Annotated in this window: 16 protein-coding genes and 1 pseudogene; 7 read left to right on the forward strand and 10 right to left on the reverse strand. The window is 70.6% G+C overall.

Annotated elements, in window-relative coordinates; all coding sequences use genetic code 11:
- Positions 1 to 57: 57 nt before the first annotated feature.
- The 3 genes from ASE87_RS04065 to ASE87_RS04075 all read right to left on the reverse strand — a co-directional run bounded on the left by ASE87_RS04065 (position 58) and on the right by ASE87_RS04075 (position 4,979).
- Complete coding sequence (locus ASE87_RS04065; RefSeq protein WP_052505360.1) at positions 58 to 393, reverse strand: TraR/DksA C4-type zinc finger protein; 336 nt, start codon at positions 391 to 393, stop codon at positions 58 to 60.
- 11 nt (positions 394 to 404) lie between these two features.
- A complete protein-coding gene (locus tag ASE87_RS04070) occupies positions 405 to 1,427 on the reverse strand; it encodes a glutathione S-transferase family protein (protein ID WP_056226126.1) in 1,023 nt (340 codons plus the stop codon).
- Between the two features lie 93 nt (positions 1,428 to 1,520).
- Positions 1,521 to 4,979 (reverse strand): DNA polymerase III subunit alpha, encoded by a 3,459-nt coding sequence (locus tag ASE87_RS04075; protein WP_056226129.1) that lies wholly within the window; start codon positions 4,977 to 4,979, stop codon positions 1,521 to 1,523.
- 128 nt (positions 4,980 to 5,107) lie between these two features.
- On the opposite strand from ASE87_RS04075, the gene ASE87_RS04080 reads away from it, so the two are divergent.
- Both ASE87_RS04080 and ASE87_RS04085 read left to right on the forward strand, forming a co-directional pair.
- Positions 5,108 to 6,427, forward strand: coding sequence for an aromatic acid exporter family protein (locus ASE87_RS04080; RefSeq protein ID WP_056226132.1), 1,320 nt, complete (start codon positions 5,108 to 5,110; stop codon positions 6,425 to 6,427).
- A 200-nt stretch (positions 6,428 to 6,627) separates the two neighbouring features.
- On the forward strand, positions 6,628 to 7,992 hold the full coding sequence (locus tag ASE87_RS04085) for a glucose-6-phosphate dehydrogenase (protein ID WP_043596156.1): 1,365 nt from the start codon (positions 6,628 to 6,630) through the stop codon (positions 7,990 to 7,992).
- Positions 7,993 to 8,094: 102 nt separating this feature from the next.
- Here ASE87_RS04085 and ASE87_RS04090 read toward each other — a convergent pair.
- The 7 genes and pseudogenes from ASE87_RS04090 to ASE87_RS04120 form a co-directional block, all read right to left on the reverse strand.
- Positions 8,095 to 9,888: pseudogene (locus ASE87_RS04090) on the reverse strand (glycoside hydrolase family 15 protein); the annotation flags it as partial.
- A gap of 36 nt (positions 9,889 to 9,924) precedes the next feature.
- Complete coding sequence (gene pnuC / locus ASE87_RS04095) at positions 9,925 to 10,608, reverse strand: nicotinamide riboside transporter PnuC (protein ID WP_056226138.1); 684 nt, start codon at positions 10,606 to 10,608, stop codon at positions 9,925 to 9,927.
- Between the two features lie 151 nt (positions 10,609 to 10,759).
- Positions 10,760 to 11,086, reverse strand: coding sequence for a DUF6504 family protein (locus tag ASE87_RS04100; RefSeq protein WP_055972315.1), 327 nt, complete (start codon positions 11,084 to 11,086; stop codon positions 10,760 to 10,762).
- 109 nt (positions 11,087 to 11,195) lie between these two features.
- On the reverse strand, positions 11,196 to 12,479 hold the full coding sequence (locus ASE87_RS04105; protein ID WP_056226141.1) for a type II toxin-antitoxin system HipA family toxin: 1,284 nt from the start codon (positions 12,477 to 12,479) through the stop codon (positions 11,196 to 11,198).
- Positions 12,476 to 12,838: a helix-turn-helix domain-containing protein gene (locus tag ASE87_RS04110; RefSeq protein ID WP_043596164.1), complete on the reverse strand. Its 363-nt coding sequence runs from the start codon at positions 12,836 to 12,838 to the stop codon at positions 12,476 to 12,478. The genes ASE87_RS04105 and ASE87_RS04110 overlap by 4 nt, the downstream gene beginning before the upstream one ends.
- A gap of 95 nt (positions 12,839 to 12,933) precedes the next feature.
- On the reverse strand, positions 12,934 to 13,974 hold the full coding sequence (locus ASE87_RS04115; protein ID WP_054144876.1) for an App1 family protein: 1,041 nt from the start codon (positions 13,972 to 13,974) through the stop codon (positions 12,934 to 12,936).
- 38 nt (positions 13,975 to 14,012) lie between these two features.
- Positions 14,013 to 14,807 carry an SOS response-associated peptidase gene (locus tag ASE87_RS04120; protein WP_082060105.1) on the reverse strand — a complete coding sequence of 265 codons (795 nt, stop codon included), beginning with the start codon at positions 14,805 to 14,807 and terminating at the stop codon, positions 14,013 to 14,015.
- Between the two features lie 75 nt (positions 14,808 to 14,882).
- Between ASE87_RS04120 and ASE87_RS04125 the strand changes: the two genes are divergently transcribed.
- From ASE87_RS04125 to ASE87_RS04145, 5 genes are all read left to right on the forward strand, one after another.
- Positions 14,883 to 15,503: a TetR/AcrR family transcriptional regulator gene (locus ASE87_RS04125; RefSeq protein ID WP_235472189.1), complete on the forward strand. Its 621-nt coding sequence runs from the start codon at positions 14,883 to 14,885 to the stop codon at positions 15,501 to 15,503.
- A gap of 127 nt (positions 15,504 to 15,630) precedes the next feature.
- The gene (locus ASE87_RS04130) at positions 15,631 to 16,467 is read left to right on the forward strand and encodes an ABC transporter ATP-binding protein (protein WP_056226144.1); all 837 of its coding nucleotides are present in this window, start codon (positions 15,631 to 15,633) and stop codon (positions 16,465 to 16,467) included.
- Positions 16,464 to 17,153 (forward strand): ABC transporter permease, encoded by a 690-nt coding sequence (locus ASE87_RS04135; RefSeq protein WP_043596171.1) that lies wholly within the window; start codon positions 16,464 to 16,466, stop codon positions 17,151 to 17,153. Before ASE87_RS04130 ends, ASE87_RS04135 begins: the two co-directional genes overlap by 4 nt.
- Positions 17,150 to 17,890, forward strand: coding sequence for an ABC transporter permease (locus tag ASE87_RS04140; protein ID WP_056226147.1), 741 nt, complete (start codon positions 17,150 to 17,152; stop codon positions 17,888 to 17,890). Before ASE87_RS04135 ends, ASE87_RS04140 begins: the two co-directional genes overlap by 4 nt.
- The gene (locus ASE87_RS04145) at positions 17,887 to 18,822 is read left to right on the forward strand and encodes an ABC transporter substrate-binding protein (RefSeq protein WP_231567138.1); all 936 of its coding nucleotides are present in this window, start codon (positions 17,887 to 17,889) and stop codon (positions 18,820 to 18,822) included. Before ASE87_RS04140 ends, ASE87_RS04145 begins: the two co-directional genes overlap by 4 nt.
- Positions 18,823 to 18,848: the final 26 nt, after the last annotated feature.

An 18,848-nucleotide genomic window follows, 5' to 3' on the forward strand; every position in this document is an offset into this window, starting at 1 on the left:
CGCGCGGTAGGACGCGCCCCGACGGCAGGAGGCGCCGGTCCCGGCAGGAGGCGCGGGTCAGCTCGCGCAGTCGATGCAGAGTCGGGCGGTGGGTCGCGCCTCGAGCCGGGCCTCGCCGATCCGGGCCGAGCAGCGCTCGCAGCGGCCGAAGGTGCCGTCAGCGAGCCGGGCCAGGGCGGCCTCGGCGTCGCCGGCACGGTCGAGGGCCGAGCGTCGGACGGCGTCGAGCTGCGACCGCTCGTAGGCGATCGTGGACCCCTCGGGGTCGTGCTCGTCGTCGACGTTGGCTCCCTCGCGGGCCGCGGCCACCGCCTCCATGTCCCCGAGCAGTCGCGCGGCCAGCGCCTGCGCCTCGTCGCGCGTGACGCGCAACCGGTCGGAGGGGTCGATCACGAGGCGGCGCCTCAGGCCCCGACGAGCGACGGCACCTCTTCGCCCGGGCGAGGCGGTGCCGGGGGAGTCCCGTCGCCGAACGGACGGCCGCCGAGCTGCTCGCGACCGTGCTCGGTGAGCCACCCCGAGGCGTCCGGCCCGACCGGGACGATGCCCGTCGGATTGATGTCGGAGTGCACGACGTAGTAGTGCGCCTTGATCTGGTCGAAGTCGATCGTGTCGCCGAACCCGGGGGTCTGGAACAGGTCGCGGGCGTAGGCCCAGAGCACCGGCATCTCGGTCAGTTTGTTCCGGTTGCACTTGAAGTGGCCGTGGTAGACCGCGTCGAACCGGGCGAGCGTCGTGAACAGGCGGATGTCGGCCTCGGTGATGGTGTCGCCCACCAGGTAGCGCTGACCGGAGAGCCGCTCGGACAACCAGTCGAGGCGCTCGAACAGGGTGCGGTAGGCCCGCTCGTAGCTCTTCTGCGATCCGGCGAAACCGGCGCGGTAGACCCCGTTGTTGACGTCGCGGAAGACCACGGCGTTCACCTCGTCGATCTCACCGCGCAGGGCCTCGGGGTAGAGGTCGGGGGCGCCCTCGCGGTGGAAGGCGGCCCACTCGGTCGCGAAGTCGAGCGTGATCTGCGGGAAGTCGTTCGTGACGACCTTGCCGCTCGGCACGTCGACGATCGCCGGCACGGTGATGCCGCGCGGGTAGTCGGGAGTGCGGGCGAAGAACGCCTCCTGCAGGCGCTCGATGCCGAGCACGGGGTCGCGACCGTCGGGGTCGAGGTCGAAGGTCCAGCTGCGGGCGTCGTGCGTGGGGCCGGGCAGACCGAGCGAGATCGCGTCCTCGAGCCCGAGCAGGCGTCGCGAGATGACGCTGCGGTTCGCCCACGGGCACGCCCGGGCGGCCACGAGTCGGTAGCGCCCGGCCTCGACCGGCCAGCCGTCGACGGCGTCGCGCGTGATGCGGTCCTCGATGTAGTTGGTGTCGCGGGTGTACTCCTGGCCCGGCTCGACGTAGCTTCCCTTGGCCTGCTGATCGCTCATGGAGCCACCCTACGCACGGGGCGTCGGCAATTCCTGGCCGCTGCGACGCGCGCGGACGAGCTGCGGCACCGGCGGGCGGGGTGGCGACAGGGGTCAGGAATTGCCGACGGCCAGGGACGAGGAGGCGCGGGTCGCGTTCCAGTCCCGCCACATCGCCTTGAGGTCCCACGCGTTCTCGGCCTCGAGCGAGATGCCACGCTCGCCGGTGCGACGCGTGCGCCCCTGGATCACCATCAGCTGCGTGCCGAACAGCAGGGAGCCGGCGCGGGCCTGCGCCTCTTCGAAGAAGGTGGAGTCGGAGCAGCCGCTCCCGTCGTCGAGGCTGATGAAGACCACGCGCTTGCCGCTGCGCATCGGCGGGGTCTGGGTCGCGATGCGGATGCCCGCCACGAGCACGGTCGTGCCGTTCCAGTGGTCGCGCAGGTCGGCGGCGCGCACCACGCCCAGGTCGTCGAGCATGGGCCGGTAGCTCTCGATCACGTGTTCGCTGACCTCCATCGACAGGATGTCGAGCTCGTCGGCGACCCGCTGCCGGCCGTCGACGTCGGGCGTGCCGGTCGGCACCGTGTCGGAGTCGTCGATCGAGAAGTCGAGCTGGTTCTCGACGTCGATCGCCTTGGGGCGCGACGACCGACCGGTGAGCGCCCGCACCCGGGCCAGGACGTCGCCGCGGGTGCGGCCGGGCCCGGCGACCGAGTCGAGCGCACCGACCTGCGCCAGACGCTCGAACAGCGACCGGGACGGCGTCGCCCGTTGCCAGAAGTCGGTGATCGAGTCGTAGGGACGGTTCACGACCACCCGTGCCAGCTCGGCGTCGCTGATGCCGTGCACGTCGGCCAGTGACAGCCGCAGCCCGAGGTCGCCCACCCGGGTCGGCGCGATCGGGGTCGCCGGCGGTCGGAGGCGCTCGACCCGGTAGACGTCGGTCGAGGCGTTGACGTCGAGCGGCAGCACGGGGACGCCCATGCGTCGCGCCTCGGTCAGCAGCAGCCGTTTCGGGTACATGCCGGGGTCGTGGGTGAGGACGCCGGCCAGGAACTCGGCCGGGTAGTGGGTCTTCAGCCAGGCGCTCTGGTAGGTCGGCAGGGCGAACGCTGCCCCGTGCGCCTTGCAGAAGCCGAACGACCCGAAGCCCTTGAGTGCGGCCCAGATCCGGTCGACCGCGGCGTCGTCGAAGCGTCGTCGCCCGGTCGCGGGGTCGAGGTTGCCCCGGGTGCGCTCGCGGAAGGTGGCCTCGAGCGCGTCGTCGTCGCCCTTGCCCATGTGCCTCCGGATCTCGTCGGCCTCGGCGAGCGACACCTGCATCGTCGCCTCGAGGATGCGCAGCACGTGCTCGTGGTAGATGACCACCCCGTAGCTGTCGTCGAGGAACGACGCGAAGCTCGGGTGCAGGTAGTCGGGCTGCTGGAACCCGTGCTTGGTGTCGAGGAACGGCGCGATCATGTTGCCCTTCATCGGGCCGGGACGGAACAGCGAGATGTCGGCGATCAGGTCTTCGTAGCGGTCGGGCTGCATCTTGCCGATCAGCTCGCGCTGCCCGGGGCTCTCGATCTGGAACATGCCGAGGGTGTGCGTGGTGCGGATCGCCTCGAAGGTGGGTTCGTCGTCGTGGGGGATCTCGTCGAGCTCGATGCGGCCCTGACGGTTCACGTAGGGCACGTCGACCGGCAGGGCGCCGGCCAGGGCGGCACGCGGGCCGTTGACGCGCTCGATCTCGTCGAGGGCGTAGGCGAGCGAGCTCTGCATGCGGACGCCGAGGACGTCGAGCTTGAGCAGGCCGGCGTCGTTCATGTCGTACTTGTCGAACTGGCTCATCGGCAGGCCGATGCCGCTCGGCTGGACGGGGGTCGTGCTGAGCAGGTCGGAGTCGCCGAGGATCACCCCGCACGGGTGCATCGAGATGTGCCGGGGCAGACGGTCGAGCCGTTCGCTGAGGTCGACGAGCAGGTCGATCTGGTCGTTGCTGCGGGCCAGTTCGGCGATCTCGCGCAGTTCGGGTTTCTCGGCCATCGCGGTGCGCAGGTCGCGGGCGTTCGACCGCCAGACGTTCTTGGCCACGAGGTCGATCTGCTCGTCGTCGAGCCCCAGCGCGAGACCGGCGTCGCGCACCGCACCGCGCCCTCGGTAGGTGGACTGCATCGACATGAGCGTGACCCGGTTGCTGCCGTACCGGTCGAAGATCGCCCGGTAGACCTCGTGCCGCCGGGCCGCCTCGACGTCGATGTCGATGTCGGGCAGGGTCTCGCGCTTGTTGCCGAGGAACCGTTCGAACAGCAGGTCGTGCTCGATCGGGTCGACGTTCGAGATGCGCAGCAGGTAGGTGACGAGGCTGCCGGCACCGGAACCCCGCGCCGCGTTGCGCACCCGCAGGTCGCGCATCAGCGCCGAGACGTCGGCCACGGTGAGGAAGTACCCGGCGAAGCCGAACCCGCTGATGATGCCGAGTTCGTAGCGCATGCGGTCCTCGACCTTGTCGCGCAGGGCCCGGTCGGCGTCGCCGAAACGTTCGGTGACACCGGCCTGGGCCTGCCGGAACAGCGCCTGGTCGGGGTCGCCGTCGACGCCGATCGCGCTGAGCTCGGGCACTTTCGGGCGGCCCCAGCCGAGGTCGGCGACGGGGTCGAGCCGGCACCGGTCGGCCAGGCGCTCGGTCGCGGCGAGCATCTCGTCGCCGGCGCTGCGGGGCAACGACGAGGCGTCGCTCACCAGACGGGCCAGCCGGCGCATGTCGGCCGGGCCCTTGAGGTACGCCTGGGCGTTCGGCTGCGGCCGGAACGAGCCGAGCGCGGCCAGGTGGCCGGCCGAGTCGAGCACGTCGGCCGTGACGGCCTCGTCGGGATCGAGGTACCGCACGGCGTTGGTGAGCACGGCCGGCACCCCGACGTGGTCCGCGAGCTCGAGCATGCGTGCCGCGTGCCGGATGCTGCGGCTCTCGCCCGGCTCGGTCAGATGGCAGACCACCTCGACCACCACGCCGCCCGGCAGCGTCGTCGCCCAGTCGGCGAGTGACGCCGCGGCCTCGCCGTGTCGCCCCGCCTGGACCAGCCGACCCACGTCGGAGTCGGGCCCCAGCAGCACGGTCGCCGCCGGCTCGGTCTCGCCCTGGACGAAGCCCCGCACCCGGGACCGGGCGATGGTCGCCACGCTGTTGGCGCTGCCGCTGGCGCGCCGGGTGGCCCGACCGTGCGACGCGCTGATCAGCCGGCACAGCGCCGCCCACCCCGCCTTCGCCGGCCCGCCGCCCCGCGCCCCGTGCGCCAGCACCACGATGCGGTCCACCCCGCCGGCCCCGCCACCGCCTCCGTCGAGATCCCCGCCGCCCACGAACCCCTCACGGTCGTCCCGGCAGCCCAGCTCGACCCCGACGATCGGGTCGATGCCCGCCGTCCGGCAGGCCCCGACGTGACGGATCGCCCCGTACAGCCCGTCCCGGTCGGTGATCGCCGCCGCGTCGGCACCCGCCGCGACGGCGGCGTCGACGAGCGCCTTCGGGTGCGCCGTGCCGTGGTGGGCACTGAACGCCGACGCGACGCGCAGGTGGGTGAAGCTCATGGTCGGTACCTCGGGCTGCAGAACCCCCGGCCGGGTCGTTCGAACAGGTGTTCGACCAGTGTACGTCGCTCCGATCGAGCGTCGCACCCCCCTGGTCCGTCCCTCCCACGGCCTGTCATCATCGGGGCATGCCCGATCGACGCCCCACCCCGACCGATCGACGGGCCACCTCGCCCGATCGACGGGCAGCCCTGCGTCGCGACGCCCACACCGCGACCCACTGGACCCGCGTCCTGCTGGCCCAACCGCGCCTCCTCCTCGCCGTGAAGACCGCGCTCGCCGCGGCCCTCGCCTACTGGATCGCGCCGCAGGTGCCCGGCGTCGCGGCGGACTACCCGTACTACGCGCCGCTCGGGGCCGTGATCGCGATGTACCCGACCATCAAGAGCTCGCTGCGTCAGGGGTTCCAGGTGCTGGTCGGCGTGATCGTGGGCATCGCCCTCGCCACGGCGGTCTTCTCGCTGCAGGACGGTCAGCCCGGCGTGTTGGCGGTGGCGCTCGTCGTCGGGGTCGGCGTGCTCGTGGCGGGCATCCGCTGGCTCGGCGCCGGTCGCGACTGGGTGCTCACGGCCGGGCTCTTCGTCCTGCTGCTCGGCGGCGCGAACGCCGAGGCCTACTCGCTCGGCTACATCGTGCAGATCGGGGTCGGCGTCGTCGTCGGCGTCGTGGTCAACCTGGTGCTCGTGCCGCCGCTCTACGCCTCGCGCGCCGAGGAGCGCCTCCTCCGGGTGAAGGACTCGCTCGCCGACCGGGCCGACGAGGTGGCCGGCGTGTTCGAGACCCCCTGGCCCCTCGAGGACGACGAATGGGAGCGTCGCGTGGGCGTCCTGCCGAGCACCCTCCGCCGCGTCCGCGACACCGTCGCGTACGCGGACGAGTCCCGTCGCATGAACCCGCGGTGGTTGCTCCGCCGCCGCGACCTCGGCCAGGAGTACGCGGATCTCGCCACGTACGAGCGCGTCTCGTTCCACCTCCAGGACGTCGCCGAGGTCTCGGGCATCCTCGGTCGCCGGATCGGCCGCCAGATCGGCATGCCCGACGACCTCGCGCCCGACGTCGCCCACGCCGTGCACGGCGTCGCCACCGTCATCCGGCGCCACGGGGCCGAGGACGTCGACGCGTTCACCGACGCCCGGCGACGCGTCGCCGACCTCTGGGACGCCGTCGACCGCCACCGCCACCGCGACCGCCCGACCACGGACACGAGCGGCGGCGTCTCGATCGCCGTCTCGCTCGGGCGCATCATCGCCGCGCTCGACCCCGACGACACCACCGCGCCCCGCCCCGAGGACGACGCCGCCGAGGAGGCGCGCACGGCCGACGACGACGGCACCGGCGGCCAGGTGGGCGGCACCGACAGCACGGGGCCGGTCGACGACGACAGCGCGCCCCGCGACACCGCCCCGCACGACACCGTGCAGGACGGGGACGCCGACCCTGCCCGCTGACCCCGATACGGCGCTCACCCCCGGGGAGCAGTACGGTTGACCGGGCACCGGCGCCGAGACGCGACCCGTGCCCTCCGCGGCCGGGGCGGTCGACGGGAATGCCCGTCCCCCCTGTGCGTTGACACCCGTGGCCCCGAGAACCCCCGCCGCCTGATCGACCAGCGACGACACGATCGTCGCCCTCCCATGAAAGCTGCACTGTGACAGACACCACCACCCTCATCATCCTCGGAGCCAGCGGAGACCTCACCGAGCGTCTGCTGCTCCCCGGCCTCGCGAGCCTGCTCAAGAGCGATCGCGGCGTCGACGTCCAGCTCATCGGCACCGGCCGCAGCGAGCGCAGCCCCGAAGAATGGGACGACGTCGTCAAGACCGCCTTCAACGGGGACGCCGGCAGCGACCTCGCCAAGAAGACGCTGGCGTCCAGCCGCTACATCCAGGGCGACCCGACCACGGTCGAGCACCTGAAGGCCCTGTTCGAGGCCAGCGAGGGCACCCCGGTGATGTACTTCGCCCTGCCGCCCGCCATCAGCACCAAGGTGATCCAGGCGCTCGCCGAGATCGACCTGCCCGACGGCCTGCGCCTCGCCCTCGAGAAGCCGTTCGGCTCCGACGAAGAGAGCGCTCGCGAGCTCAACGCCGAGTTGCTCAAGATCGTCCCCGAAGAGCGCATCCACCGCACCGACCACTTCCTCGGTCGCGCGACGGTCCTCAACATGATCGGCCTGCGCTTCGCCAACCGCCTCTTCGAGCCGGTCTGGAACAGCGAGAACATCGAGAAGGTCGAGATCTTCTACGACGAGGTCCTCGGCCTCGAGGGTCGCGCCCAGTACTACGACAAGGCCGGCGCGCTGATCGACATGATCCAGAGCCACCTGCTGCAGGTGCTCGCCGTCATCGCGATGGACGCTCCGTCGAGCATCGACTCGGTCGAGCTGCGCAGCGAGATCGCCCGCGTCCTGCGCGCCACCTGGGTCAAGGACGCCGACCCGGTCGCTTCGAGCCGTCGCGCCCAGTACGCGGCCGGCACGATCGACGGCAAGGACGTCCCCGCCTACGCCGACGAGGACGGCGTCGACGACGAGCGCCAGACCGAGACCCTCGCCGAGGTCGAGTTCGAGGTCAAGACCCGTCGCTGGGCCGGCGTGCCGTTCATCCTGCGTTCGGGCAAGGGCATGACCAAGATCCGCAAAGAGGTGCTCATCACCTTCAAGCCGGTCCCGGCGCTGCCGGAGGGTCTCAACGGCTCGTCGACGCCCGACACGCTGCGCATCGAGATCAGCCCCGAGACGATGGAGCTCGGCGTCACGACGAACGGCTCGGGCAACCCCTTCGACCTCGAGAAGTCGACGATGTCGGTCACCCTGGGCAAGCCCGAGCTCACGCCCTACGGCGAGGTGCTGAGCGGCATCTTCCACGACGACCCGACCCTGTCGATCCGTGGCGACGTGGCCGAGCGTTGCTGGGCGATCGTGGCCCCCGTGATCGAGGCCTGGAAGGCCGACCAGGTGCCGCTCGACACCTACGCCGCCGGGTCGACCGGTCCGTCGGACTGGCCCGCCTGATCCTGGTCGCCCACTCCTGACCGGCAGACCTCGACGGCCGCCCCGCTCTCACGAGCAGGGCGGCCGTCGTCGCGTCCGGCAGCCGAGGAGGCGCGGGTCGGGTCACCCGCGGTCGTGCGCCTTCCCGATCGCGTCCGCCGCGCGCACCAGCGCCAGGTGCGACAGCGCCTGCGGGGTGTTGCCGACGTGGCGTCCCGTCGCGACCTCGATCTCCTCGGAGAGCATCCCGACGTCGTTGCAGTAGCCGACCAGCCGGTCCATCAGGGTGACGGCGTCGTCGACGCGCCCCGAGGCGGCGTACTGCTCGGCCAGCCAGAACGAACAGGTCAAGAACGGGTTCTCCGCCCCGTCCAGGCCGTCGATGCCGCTCTCGGTGCGGTAACGCCTGAGCAGACCGTCCTGCAGCAGGTCGTGCTCGATGGCGGCGACGGTGCCGAGCATCCGGGGGTCGTCGGCGGCGACGAAGCCGACCTGCGGCAGCTGCAGCAGGGACGCGTCGACCTCGGTCGTGCCGTAGTGCTGGGTGAAGGAGGCGCGGTCGGCGTTCCAGCCTCGTGTCTCGATCTCGGTGCGCACCTCGTCACGCAGTCGGCGCCACCGGTCCACGGGGCCGTCGAGGCCGAACTGCTCGATGCCCTTGATGGCCCGGTCGAGGGCGGCCCAGATCATCACCCTCGAGTGGGTGAAGTGCTGCAACTCGCCGCGGATCTCCCAGATGCCGTTGTCGGGCCGGGTCCAGTTGTCCTCGACGTACTGCATGAGGGCACGCTGCAGGGGCCACGAGTACTCGCTCTCCTCGACGCCGAGCAGGCGGGCTTCGTGCAGGGCCACCATCACCTCGCCGAAGATGTCGCCCTGGTACTGCTGGTACGCGGCGTTCCCGATGCGCACCGGTGAGGCCCCGTCGTAACCGGGCAGATGCCCGAGCTCGCTCTCGTGCAGGTACCGCTCGCCGGCCAGGCTGTACATGATCTGCACGTCGGCGGGGTCGCCGGCGATGGCACGCAGCAGCCAGCCGCGCCACCGGTCGGCCTCCTCGGCGTAGCCGTGCAGGATGAGCGCCTGCAGCGTCATCGACGCGTCACGCAGCCACACGTAGCGGTAGTCCCAGTTGCGCGAGCCGCCGAACTGTTCGGGCAGGCTCGTGGTCGCCGCGGCGACGATGCCGCCGGTGTCCTCGTTGGTGAGGGCTCGGAGGATCAGGAGCGACCGGTGCACCTCGGGGGCGTAGGCCTCGGGCGCCGAGCAGCGTGATGCCCACTCCTGCCACCAGGCGACGGTCTCGTCGATGCCGGCCGTCACGTCGAGGGGCGTCGGCGGTTCGCGATGGGACGGGTACCAGGTGAGGCTGAGGTCGACCGTCTCGCCGGGGGATACGTCGAACGTCGCCTCGTGCGTGTGGTCGGTGGCCGTCAGTCGGGGGCCGCGGACAACGACGGCGTCGGGCCCGGCCGTGGCGACGAGTGCCGTCTCGTCGCCCTCGGGGATCTGCCGCACCCAGGGGAGGGCGGTCCCGTAGCCGAAGCGGATCGCGAGGTCGACGTGCATCGAGACGGTGCCCGAGACGCCGGTCACCCGGCGGACGACGTCGGCCCGCCGATCGCCGTAGGGCATGAGGTCGGTGACCTCGACCACGCCGGTGGGCGTCGTCCAGCGGGTGACGAGCACGAAGGTGTCGTCGACGTAGCGGCGGGTCGAGGTGGCGTCGGCGTCGGCGGGGGCCACGAGCCACCGGCCGGCGTCGTGGTCGCCGAGCAGGGCGCCGAACGTCGACGCGGAGTCGAAGCGGGGGAGGCAGAGCCAGTCGATGCTGCCGTCGGAGCCGACGAGGCCTCCGGTGTGCAGGTCGCCGATCAGCGCGTAGTTCTCGATGGGCAGGGGCATGCGCTCATCAAACCAGTGCGGCCTCGGCCGGGGTCGGCGTCGCCGGGGTCAGCGTTGCAGCGTCGGATCGGGCCAGAGCGTCTCGACCTTGGGCTTCTGTCGCCGGGTGCGAGCCCAGACGACGAACCCCGCGAGGGTGAACGCGCCGTAGAAGACGTACATGAACGCCGACGCGTAGTAGCCGGCACTGAACAGCAGGGGAGTGCCGACGAGGTCGACCGCGACCCAGATGAGCCAGAACTCGACCCAGCCCTTGGCCATGCCGTAGGTGGCGAGGAGCGACCCCGTGAAGATCCAGGCGTCGGCCCAGACGGGTTCGTACGACCCCAGCAGGTGGAAGACGGGAGTCAGCAGGGCGGTGCCGCCGACCAGGCCGACGACGATCAGCACCCGGTTCTTCCACCCCGCCCAGCGGGGCTCGACGGCCACTCCGCCGGTGTCGCCGGCGTGCTTCCAGCGGTACCAGCCGTAGATCGACACGACGATGAACATCACCTGGCGTGCGGCCTGCCCGAGCAGGTTCACCGGGTTCGGGGTGTCGAACACCGCGCCGAGGAAGACGGTGAACAGCAGCGCGTTGCCCACGATGCCGATCGGCCAGGCCCAGACCTTGCGTCGCATGCCGCCGAGGGCGCTGAGCAGACCGAAGACGTTGCCCACCACCTCGCGCCAGAGGATCGTCTGGTCGCCGATGTGCAACTGGGCGTCGAACAACCACAGCAACGGATTCATCGAGAGGCTCTCTTCGGTCGGGGAGGCGGGTGGTGCGGGACCACGGCGTCCCCGAGGCGCGGGGCGCCTGGTGCTGCAACGAGTGTGGCACGGGGGGAATTCCCGACGTCACACGGCTCACTGCCGTCGTGGTCCGACGGACGCCCAGGGGTCAGGCGAAGAGCTGCTGCTCGACCCGGTCGTCGAACACCCCGAGCAGCAGCCACGAGTCGCCCCGGCCGTCGAGCGCCAGGTCGAAGGTGCCGTCCACCCGGTGGGCGCCGTCGGTGAGTGGCACCGCGTCGACCCGCCAGACCGTCATCTCGAGCAGGTGGGCGCTCGCCCCACGCGGCGCCCGGGTCGCCGACCGCCACCAGTCGGTGCGCGTGACCCAGAGCTCGGGCGAGCTGACGACGCCGTACACGACCCCCCGCCACTCGAAGCGCAGGGGCGCCCCGTCGGCGGTCGTCTCGACCGGGACCTTCTCGTCCACCCTCATCTGCCGACCTCTCGTTCGAATGTGTGTTCGAACGGAGTCTACGAACCCCCACCGACATCGGCCACCCCCTCTGTGGGCGGAAGCCGAGGTGCCGGGGTCGCACGCGGCCTCACCAGCCGGGCAGCGCCTCCTCGACGTGGGTGACGGCCTCACGGGGCAGTCCCGCCTCGTCCGCGAACGACCGCCACCTCCGCACCGCGTCACGCACCTCGTCGACGATGCCCGACGCGTCCCGCACCAGGAAGCGATCGGCCAGGCGCATCACGTCGGCTCGCGAGACGTCGCGGTAGACGCCGTCCACCCCCATGAGGTGCTGGTACGTCCACCGCCCGGTCGGGTTGTGCGCGAACGTCACGTCGTACGCGGGCGACAGTCCCCACGACGCCTCGGGCCCCGCCAACAGGAACGACGAGTTCTTCGTGTGGTCGTCGTTGTTGGCCGCCAGCACGTTGAAGACCATCCGGCGGAACGCCTGCGCCATCGCCTCGTCGCCCAGTCCCAGGCGACGCACCACGTCGAACAGCTGCCCGTAGTCGTGCGCCTGCTGCTGCCGGAAGTCGAGATGGGCCGCCCCGCACAGCGTCAGGACGTGCGCCTTGCCCTCGACCCGACGGTCGAACCGACGCGTCATGAAGTGCGAACGCCCGTTCTCGTCGAGCAGCCGGCACTCGGCCATGTCGATCCCCGCCGCCCCCGCCATCAGCGAGTACGCGTACTCGACCCGACCGGCGAGGCCGCCCGACCCCAACTCGGAGTCCGGGCCCAACCCGTCCAACTTGATCAACCAGTGCTCGAACCCGTCCGGCGCCGCCAGCTGACCCGACCGGATCTCACCCGTCCCACGGTTCCACGCGACCACCGCCTTCGCCCGCGCCCCACCCGCCGACGTCCCCACCTGGATCAAGGACCGGATGGCCGACTCGGTCCCGTGGTCGTCACTGAAGCTGGCGTCCAGCACGCTGCGTGCCCCCTCGACCAGCGCGCTCAACTCGAGCGCACTCGTCGTCCGTTGACGCGGTCCCCTCGACGGCCGGAACTCCAACGCCCCCATGGCCCGGTCCGCCATGTACGCCAATCGGTCCAGGGGACTCACCTGCTGCCGCGACACCCCCTGCCGCACCAACCAGGCGTCGATCACCGCGTTGCCGAAGTCGTCCGGCATCGCGTCCGCCAGCACGGCAGGAAGCCGGTGGAACGTCGCCTCGGGCAGCTGCGGGAAGACGTGCCGCCGCGTGCGGACCGGCATCGTCAGCGGCGCCAGCTCGATGCCTCGAGCCACCCAGTCCGGGTAGTACTCGAAGACGTACGCCCCGAGCCCCGGGTCGAGCGCCACGGCCCCCACCCGCAGGCCCCATGCCGTCACCTCGACGGCCCGGACCGGGACCCAGCTCACGAGCCGTCGCCCGACGATCGTGCGCCTCGTGGGCGGTACACCCGACGTCGCGGCTCGTCGCCCGACGACCTCAACACGTCGAGCGGGCTGACGGCGCTCGCCGGGGCGATGCTCCCGAGGGCGTCGTCGGCACCCAGAGCCCGCAGGACGCGGACGAGCGAGCGCAAGGTGCTGCCCCTCCCGGCCTCGAGTGATTGCACCGTGCTGGGTGACAGGTCGGCCCGTCGAGCGAGCTCGAGCTGGTCGAGCCCCTGGTCGAGCCTCAGGCGACGGACCTGTTCGCCGACCTGGCGTTCACGCTCGTCGGTCGAGACGAGCGGGGGTGCGCTCGCGGAGGGTGTCTGATCGTCGTCGAACACGATGCTCCAATCACGGGATGAACCACGATAACAGCGATCTCCACCCAGAAGACAGGACTATCCCACTATTCCGAGAACATCACGAACGGCCAGGGTCAGTCGATCACGCCGTTGTCGAGGAGTTGCTCCCACAGGCCGGCGCCGTCGGGTGCCGACACCCAGACCACGTCGCTGCCCTCGGCGTGCTCCGACCGCGACCGGCCTCCGGCCAGCACGGCCTCGCTGGGCGACAGCTGGCGGATGGCCACGGCGGCGACGTTCTCGGGGTGGTCGTGCAGGAACGTCCCGTACAGCTCTTCGTCGTGCTGCCCGTCGTCGCCGACGAGCAGCCACTTGAGCTCGGGGAACTCGTCGGCGAGACGGCGCAGGGACTCCTGTTTGTGCTGGCGTCCGCTGCGGAAGATCCGGTCGTGGGTGGGGCCCCAGTCGGTCAACAGCAGCGCGCCGCTCGGGTACAGGTTTCGGGACAGGAAGCGGGACAACGTCGGCGCCACGTTCCAGGCCCCCGTCGACAGGTAGATGACGGGGCACCCGGGGTTCGCCGCGTTCAGGCGTTCGTAGAGCACGGCCATGCCGGGCACGGGACGCCGGGCGTGCTCGTTGAGCACGAAGGTGTTCCAGGCGGCGAGCAGCGGCCGGGGCAACGAGGTGACCATCACGGTGTCGTCGATGTCCGAGACGATGCCGAACCGCGCCTCCGGATCGATGACGAAGATCGGCGCCTCGACCGGCACCGACCCCTCGGTGGTGAGGGTCGCGACGTGCCAGCCGGGTTCGAGGTCGACGGCGATGCGAGCGTCGAGCACGCCGCCGCGGTCGGCCTGGACGCGCTGGACGCGACCGCCGAGCGAGATCTCGACCAGGGCCTTCTCGACGGGCACGCTCGTGAAGCTGCGCCACCCCCGGACGTTGAGGCGGTCGACGCCCGACAGCGTGCCCGTGCGGGTGAGCAGGACGCGCGACAGCACCCGGGCCCATCCCGGGGCGCCGTAGCCGGTGTACGGCACGACCGTGGGGAGGAGTCCCCGACGCCGAGCCCGCTTCTCACGGAAGCGGTGGACCGAGTTCTCGATGCGGGCCGCTCGGTGCAGGAAGGGCTCGACGGCGGCGGGCGGTGCCTTGCGGGTGTCGGGCATCCGCTCAGTCTCGCACGACGGGTCGTCGAACGGGCGGGTCAGTCGACGGGAGCGAGCAGACCGGGGTGGTCGACCGACGACGAACCGACCTCGGGGCCGACCTCGTGGTGCAGCAGGCGCTCGGCGATCTCATCGCTGAGGCCCGCGATGCCCTGCACCAGGTCGTCGTCGCCCTCGGTCTCGGGGTCGAGCCAGTCGTCCATGACGTCGGTGCCGACGAGCACCGGCATGCGGTCGTGCACCTCGGACACCGGACCCGAGGAGGCGCGGGTCAGCACGGTCGTCGACAGCAGCCATCGAGACGGGGCGCCGACCTCGGCCGACGGGTCGCGCCACCACTCGTAGAGCGCACCGAAGAGGACCACCTCGTCGTCGGGCAGCCGCACGAGGACGGGGCGCTTCGAGCCGTCGGGCAGGGTCTGCCACTCGTACCAGCCCGTGGCCGGGACCAGGCCACGGCGCGAGACCACGGCGTCGCGGAACGAGGGTTTCTCGGCGGCCGACTCGGATCGTGCGTTGAACAGCGGGGGACCGGAGTCGGGGCCCGCCGAGCCACCGGGCACGAGACCCCAGCGGGCCGACGCGAGGCGTCGGACCGGCGGGCCACCGGCGTCGTCACCTCGAGGTGCCGCGTCGACGAGGAGACTCACCGGCCGAGTCGGAGCGATATTCCAGGAAGGCTCTGGGAGAGTGTCTCCTGATACATCGACGTCGAACAGGGCCACCAGGTCGCTCGAGGCGCGTGCCATCACGAATCGTCCGCACATGCGATCCATTCTGGTGGCAGCCGCCGACATCCGGTGACCGACACCTCGGTCCCCTTCCGACGTCATCGCACCGTGCCCGACCCCGTCGAGGCATCGCCACGAAACGGAGAAACGTTGCTCGTCACCGACGTCAATGACGCATTGCCCGGGGGTTCACCGCTGCTCAGGAACGAGCCCGTCCAGGCTCGCAGTTCCGCGCGGCTCACCGGGCTGCTCGACGCGGCCGCGGCCATCATCGACGAGATCGGCTACGAGCGTCTGACCACGGCCATGGTCGCCGAGCGGGCAGGTGCCTCGATCGGCACGGTCTACCGCTACTTCCCCGACCGCATCGCGGTCGTCGACGCCCTCGCCCTGCGTTCCGTCCAGCGTCTGACCGTCCGGGTCGGCGAGGCCGTGTCCGACGACGCCGTCACCGACTGGCGTCGTGCCGTCGACCTCTTCGTCGACGCCAAGGCCGAGATGTACCGCAGCGAGCCCGGTTTCCGGTCCATCCGCTTCGCCGACGCCCCCGACGTGCGCACGCCCGAGACGCGCCAGTACACGAGTCCGTTGGCCGAGCAGTTGCTCGCCGTCTTCGTCGACCACTGTGCGGTCACGCGCACCGACGAACTCGAACTGGGCCTCCAGGTGGCCGTCGAGATCGCGAACGCCCTGCTGGCGCGTGCCTTCATCGACGACGCCGAAGGCGACGACCGCTTCGTCGGCCAGTGCCGCATCGTGCTGGCGGGCTACCTCGAGCCCCTCGTCGACGCGCGCTGACCCCCGGGCCGCGTGACGGCGGGTGTCACGGGCCCCGGCGGGGTCGCTGACACATCGTCGAGATCTGTGGTTGGGTGAACGCCCTGGCAAGTGTCGATTCGTGCTGCCCACGAGGAATGAGCCACCCATGATCGAGTTCCGCTCCGTGACGAAGCAGTACCCCGACGGCACCCTGGCGGTCGACGACTTCAGCCTCGTGATCCCGTCCCGCAAGACCACGGTCTTCGTCGGGTCGAGCGGGTGCGGCAAGACGACGATCCTGCGGATGATCAACCGCATGGTCGACCCGACGTCCGGCGTCATCGAGATCGACGGCAAGTCGATCGGCGACCTCGAGCCCGTCGGCCTCCGCCGCAGCATCGGCTACGTCATGCAGAACTCCGGACTGCTGCCGCACCGCAAGGTCGTCGACAACATCGCCACCGTCCCCGTCCTCACGGGCACGTCCAAGAAGGTCGCCCGCGACCGAGCTCTCGAGCTGATGGACACGGTCGGGCTCGACCGCGACCTGGCCCAGCGCTACCCGAGCCAGCTGTCCGGCGGGCAGCAACAGCGCGTCGGTGTCGCCCGCGGCCTCGCCGTCGACCCGAACATCCTGCTCATGGACGAGCCCTTCGGTGCCGTCGACCCGCTCGTCCGGTCCGACCTGCAGCAAGAGCTCATCCGGTTGCAGCGCGAACTCGACAAGACCGTCGTCTTCGTCACGCACGACATCGACGAGGCCTTCTATCTGGGCGACCAGGTCGTCATCCTCGAGAAGGGTGGCCAGATCGCCCAGCAGGGCAGTCCCGCCGAGATCCTCTCGGCACCCGCGACCGACTTCGTCGCCGAGTTCATCGGGGCCAACCGGGGCAAGCGAGCCCTGCACGTCGAACAGACCCCGACCGGTCAGGTGGTGGTCGACGGCGACGGACGCACCGCCGGGGTGCTGACCGAACCGGTCCGAGGTGGGCGGACGTCGTGAACTGGATCTGGTCCAACAGCGACTACATCCTCGACAAGACGATCGTGCACCTGGGTCTGAGCGTGCCGCCGGTCATCCTGGCGTTCGTCATCTCGCTGCCGATCGGCTGGGCGGCCAATCGCTTCACCCGTCTTCGTGGAGTCGTCCTGGCGGTGGCCGGGTTGTTCTACGCCGTGCCGTCTTTCGCGCTACTCGTCGTGCTCCCCGGTCTGATCGGCTACAGCATCCGAAGCAACACGAACCTCATCATCGGACTCACGCTCTACGGCATCGCCCTCATGGTCCGGTCCGTCGCCGACGGTCTCCAGTCGGTCGAAGCTGACGTCAGACAGTCCGCGACGGCGGTCGGATACTCCGGGTGGCAGCGCTTCTGGCGCGTCGAGATCCCCCTGGCCGGTCCGGTGCTGCTCGCCGGTCTCCGGGTCGTCCTGGTCAGTACCATCAGCCTCGCGACCGTGGGCGGCATCCTCGGCATCAACGGACTCGGGCTGCTCTTCAACGACGGCCTGCAGCGCGACATCATGGCCGAGATCGTGGCCGGGATCGTTCTCACGATCGTCATGGCCCTGGTCCTCGATGGGCTGCTGGTGCTGCTCGGACGCGCTCTCATGCCCTGGACGAGGGGTCGGTCCGCGACACGGACGGGCACGCCCACCGTGGCCCGCCAGAAGGTCGTGGCACCGTGAACCTCTTTCTCGACGCATTCGCCTGGCTCGCCGATCCTGCCCACCTCTCCGGTGCCGACGGGGTCCCGACCAGGTTGGGCGAGCATCTCTGGTACACGATCGTCGCCGTGGTGATCGCTTCGGTCCTCGCAGTCCCGGCTGGTTACCTCATCGGGCACACGGGTCGTGGCCGAACCCTGGCCGTCGCCCTGACCGGTGGCGCCCGGGCGTTGCCGACCGTCGGGTTGGTCTTCCTCCTGGCGCTCCTCGTGGGGATCGGCATCACCGCGCCGATGATCGCGTTCGTCGTCCTGGCGATCCCCTCGGTCCTGGCCGGTGCCTATTCGGGCTTCGAAGCCGTGGATCGCAAGACCATCGACGCCGCCCGGGCGGTCGGCATGACCGAGTGGCAGATCGTCACCAAGGTCGAAGTGCCCCTCGGGCTGCCCCTCCTGATCGGTGGCATCCGTTCGGCCACGCTGCAGGTCGTGGCCACGGCGACCATCGCCACGGTGGTCGGGGCCGGGGGCCTCGGCACCTACATCTTCCGCGGCCTGCGATCGAACGACTACACCCAGATGCTGGCCGGCTCGATCGTCGTCATCGCCCTCGCGGTCGTCCTCGAGATCCTCTTCTCGATCGTCCAGCGTCTGGTGGTCCCTGCCGGGGTCACGGCCGGACGCCCCTCCGACACCCGCTCCAAGGCCGCCCGGCCCGGGGCGGTCACGGCAACACCCCTCACGAAAGGCACACAGTGATCACAGCGAACAAGAAGGGCCGGCTCACCGTTCTCGGCGCAGTCGCGATCGGGGCCATGGTGGCCCTGGCAGGGTGCGCGTCGAGCGACCCGCTGAGCTCCGGCGACTCGTCCGCGTCGGGCGACGGCGACACGCTCGTCATCGGATCGCAGCAGTACTACTCGAACGAGATCATCGCCGAGCTCTACGCCCAGGCGCTCGAGGCCAAGGGCTACAAGGTCGACCGTCAGTACCAGATCGGTCAGCGCGAGGTCTACCTGCCCGAGCTCGAGTCGGGCAAGATCGACGTCTTCCCCGAGTACACCGGCAACCTGCTGCAGTACTACGACAAAGAAGAGACCGCGAAGTCGCCCGAAGAGGTCGAGACGGCCCTCGCCGCCGCCCTGCCCGACGGTCTGACCGCGTTGAAGGCCGCTGCGGCGTCCGACCAGGACAGCTACAACGTGACGAAGGAGTTCTCCGAGGAGAACGACATCACGAGCCTGGCCGACCTGAAGAACTACTCGGGCACGCTCACGTTGGGTGCTCCGCCCGAGAACGCCGAACGCCCCTACGGCCCTCCCGGCCTGAAGAGCATCTACGGCGTCGACGTCACCTCGACCCCCATCGACGACGGCGGTGGCCCGCTGACGGTCAAGGCCCTCACCGACGGCAGCGTCCAACTGGCCGACATCTACACGGCCAGCCCGTTGATCACCGAGAACGACCTCGTCACCCTCGAGGACCCCGAGAACATGATCCTGCCGCAGAACGTGGTCCCGATCGTGTCCGACAAGGTCGACTCGGACGCACAGGACGTCATCGACAGCGTCGACGCGGTCCTGAGCGCATCCGACCTGCAGCAGCTCAACTCGAAGAGCCAGACCGACAAGGAGTCCTCGGCCACCATCGCCAAGGACTACCTGACCGAGAAGGGCCTGCTCGACAGCTAGGCATCCCCGTCGAGGGCCCCGTTCCG

Source organism: Frigoribacterium sp. Leaf44 (genome assembly GCF_001421865.1).
Classification (GTDB): Bacteria; Actinomycetota; Actinomycetes; order Actinomycetales; family Microbacteriaceae; genus Frigoribacterium.

Excerpts from the sequence above, each read along its gene's own strand:
- ASE87_RS04070 (WP_056226126.1), bottom strand. The coding sequence starts at position 1,427 with ATGAGCGATCAGCAGGCCAAGGGAAGCTACGTCGAGCCGGGCCAGGAG.
- ASE87_RS04075 (WP_056226129.1), bottom strand. The coding sequence starts at position 4,979 with ATGAGCTTCACCCACCTGCGCGTCGCGTCGGCGTTCAGTGCCCACCAC.
- ASE87_RS04080 (WP_056226132.1), top strand. The coding sequence starts at position 5,108 with ATGCCCGATCGACGCCCCACCCCGACCGATCGACGGGCCACCTCGCCC.
- pnuC (WP_056226138.1), bottom strand. The coding sequence starts at position 10,608 with ATGAATCCGTTGCTGTGGTTGTTCGACGCCCAGTTGCACATCGGCGAC.
- ASE87_RS04100 (WP_055972315.1), bottom strand. The coding sequence starts at position 11,086 with ATGAGGGTGGACGAGAAGGTCCCGGTCGAGACGACCGCCGACGGGGCG.
- ASE87_RS04115 (WP_054144876.1), bottom strand. The coding sequence starts at position 13,974 with ATGCCCGACACCCGCAAGGCACCGCCCGCCGCCGTCGAGCCCTTCCTG.
- ASE87_RS04120 (WP_082060105.1), bottom strand. The coding sequence starts at position 14,807 with ATGACGTCGGAAGGGGACCGAGGTGTCGGTCACCGGATGTCGGCGGCT.
- ASE87_RS04130 (WP_056226144.1), top strand. The coding sequence starts at position 15,631 with ATGATCGAGTTCCGCTCCGTGACGAAGCAGTACCCCGACGGCACCCTG.